Below are 2362 nucleotides of genomic sequence, written 5' to 3'. Positions count from 1 at the left end.
GTCCCCGGCGAAGAGCGTCCCGGTGGCGCGGTCGAGAACGGTGAGGTCGGTGCTGGTGTGCGAGGTCGGCCAGGCCCGCAGCTCGAGCACCCGCCCGCCAAGGTCGATCTCTCCGCTCTTGGCGATCTCGCGGTCCACCACGGGCGCGGTCGTGCCGAGGAAGGCGTCGCCCAGGAGCCGCGAAAAGCTCTCGAGGTAATTCTCCTGCCGCTCCGCCAGCGCCCGCCCCAGCCCGTCATGCCCCACCACCTCGGCCCCGGCAAAGACACCAGCGCCGAAGACGTGATCCGGGTGCACATGGGTCAGGACGACATGGCTGACGGGAAGCTCGCTCCGCTGCCGGATCGCACGCCAGAGCGCCTCGCCGATCCACGCCGCAGAGCCGGTGTCGATCACCGCCACGGACCGCTCGCCCACCACGAAGCCCAGATTCGCGACGTCTCCCCGGTTGGACGCGTCGGGCTCTTCGACGAGACCTCGATGCACGAAAACGCCAGGCGCCACCTCGTCCATCGCCAGCGCCTCCCCTGCCCCGCGACAACGGGCATCGGCGGGGGCGTCCCCGCGACGCAGCAACGCGACGCAGGCCTCGGCGCTTTCCGCCTCGAACCCTGGCAACAGCGCGTCACGGCACAGCGGGCCCTCCAGCGCGCAGACCAACATCACCGCTTCGAACATGCCCGATCCTCCCGCCGGGAGCCTCGCGCCGCACGGCACCGTGATCCACACCGACAATCCGCTCGGTATCGCGACTCCGGAAGATGTGGCACACTCGCGCGATATCCCATGCGAGGAGGAGAGGCATGGACCGGACCTGGAGATCCGCCACCCTGCTGGCCCTGTGGCTGGCGGCACCGCTCGCCGCGGCCGAGACCAACCCGCTGACCGACAGCCCGACCTGGGAGGAACTGCGCGCCGATGTCGTCGGCGACGCCGACATCGCCCCCGCCGCCGGGCTCTTCACCATCGAGGCGCCCTACCGCGCCGAGGATGCCGCCACCGTGCCCATCCACATCGTGCAGACCGACGACGCGCTGGCCATCGAGACGGCGACCGTCGTGATCGACGAGAATCCTTCGCCGGTGGCCGCGGAGTTCGCCTTTGGCAGCGCCATGGCGCCGGTGGATTTCGAGATGCGGATCCGGGTGAACCAGTATTCCAACGTGCGGGTCATCGCCGGCACCCCCGAGGGGCTGCGCATGGACGGGCGTTTCGTCAAGGCCTCGGGCGGCTGCTCGGCACCCGCCACCAAGGACCCGGCGCAGGCACTTGCCGGCATCGGTCAGATGAAGCTGCGGCTCTTCGGGGACGCGGCCCCGGCGATCTCGACGCCCCGGCGCGAGGCGCAGATCATGATCCGGCACCCGAACTACTCGGGGCTGCAGCGCGACCAGATCACCCAACTTTTCATCCCCGCGCATTTCGTCGACCACCTCGAGGTCTGGCAGGGCGACGAGATGCTGTTCTCGATGGATGGCGGCATCTCGATCAGCGAGAACCCGAGCTTCCGCTTCTCCTATGCCGACAATGGCTCCGAGACGCTGCGGGTCCTGGCCACCGACACCGAGGGCAACCGCTTCGAGAGCGAGCTGCCGAAGGCCGAGGGCTAAAGCCCCCGGCGTCTCGCACAGGGGTCAGAAGAAACAGACCACCTCGGCCTCGGCCTGCGCCCGTCGCAGGTCGGCCACGATGGTGTTCGCCGCGACCGAGCTGTTGAAGATCGCCATGCGCTCGCCGCCGGTCAGCCGCATCGACAGCACCGTCTCGGCCTCGACATACTTGTCGTAGGGCAGGATCGTCGCGATCTCGTCGATGGAACAGGAGCACTTGCGCAGCACGTCGCGGCTCTGGCCGTTGGCGGCCATGCAGCCGAAGACGTAGTCCGCCCGCGCCTCGGTCGGGTAGTCGTTGAGCCGTTCCGCCACGCTCTGCGCCGAAGCGGACTGAACCGCCCCGGCCAGCAGCAGAAGCGCCGTCGCCAGCCGGATCATTGCGCCGCGACCGTGTCGAAGCGCAGCTCCGAGACATAGGCTCCCGGCGCGCCATCGGCCCCCGGCGCCGTGGCGACGAGGCTGAGATACCAGCCCGGCACCTCCTCGGACATGGTGACGCTGAGCTCGAGACCGCCGAAGCCCTGCATCTTCCCGGCGTTCGGATCGCCTTCGAAAGGCCGCAGGATCACGGTCTGGGTCGGCACCTCGGACCCGCCGAAGCTGGCCTCGCCGGTGACGATCTCGGCGGGCTGCACCAGTGCCTCCTTCACCCGGTTGCGGATGTAGAAGGGCGAGCCGCCCACGGTCTCGGCCATGTCGCGGATCACGCTCTCGTAGAAATACATGATCATCGGGTTGCCGACGCTGGC

3 protein-coding genes and 1 pseudogene are annotated in these 2362 nt (G+C 69.1%); 1 reads left to right on the top strand and 3 read right to left on the bottom strand.

The features are described 5' to 3' along the window. Positions 1-678, bottom strand: a 678-nt coding sequence (locus tag HC022_RS24305; protein WP_167454108.1) for an MBL fold metallo-hydrolase, incomplete at its 3' end; no start/stop codon positions are given. Positions 679-803: 125 nt separating this feature from the next. Between HC022_RS24305 and HC022_RS24300 the strand changes: the two genes are divergently transcribed. Further along, positions 804-1610 (top strand): quinoprotein dehydrogenase-associated SoxYZ-like carrier, encoded by an 807-nt coding sequence (locus tag HC022_RS24300; RefSeq protein ID WP_008887377.1) that lies wholly within the window; start codon positions 804-806, stop codon positions 1608-1610. A 24-nt stretch (positions 1611-1634) separates the two neighbouring features. On the opposite strand, the gene HC022_RS24295 is transcribed toward HC022_RS24300, so the two are convergent. Both HC022_RS24295 and HC022_RS24290 read right to left on the bottom strand, forming a co-directional pair. After that, positions 1635-1991 carry a hypothetical protein gene (locus HC022_RS24295; protein WP_167454107.1) on the bottom strand — a complete coding sequence of 119 codons (357 nt, stop codon included), beginning with the start codon at positions 1989-1991 and terminating at the stop codon, positions 1635-1637. Then, positions 1988-2362 (bottom strand): annotated as a pseudogene (locus HC022_RS24290) (hypothetical protein); the annotation flags it as partial. The gene HC022_RS24295 and the pseudogene HC022_RS24290, both read right to left, overlap by 4 nt.

The organism is Salipiger sp. HF18 (assembly GCF_011806505.1).
In the GTDB taxonomy this organism is placed as follows: Bacteria; Pseudomonadota; Alphaproteobacteria; order Rhodobacterales; family Rhodobacteraceae; genus Salipiger; species Salipiger thiooxidans.
Note: the sequence above shows the minus strand (reverse complement) of the source record. Positions and strands in the feature narration are given on the sequence as shown.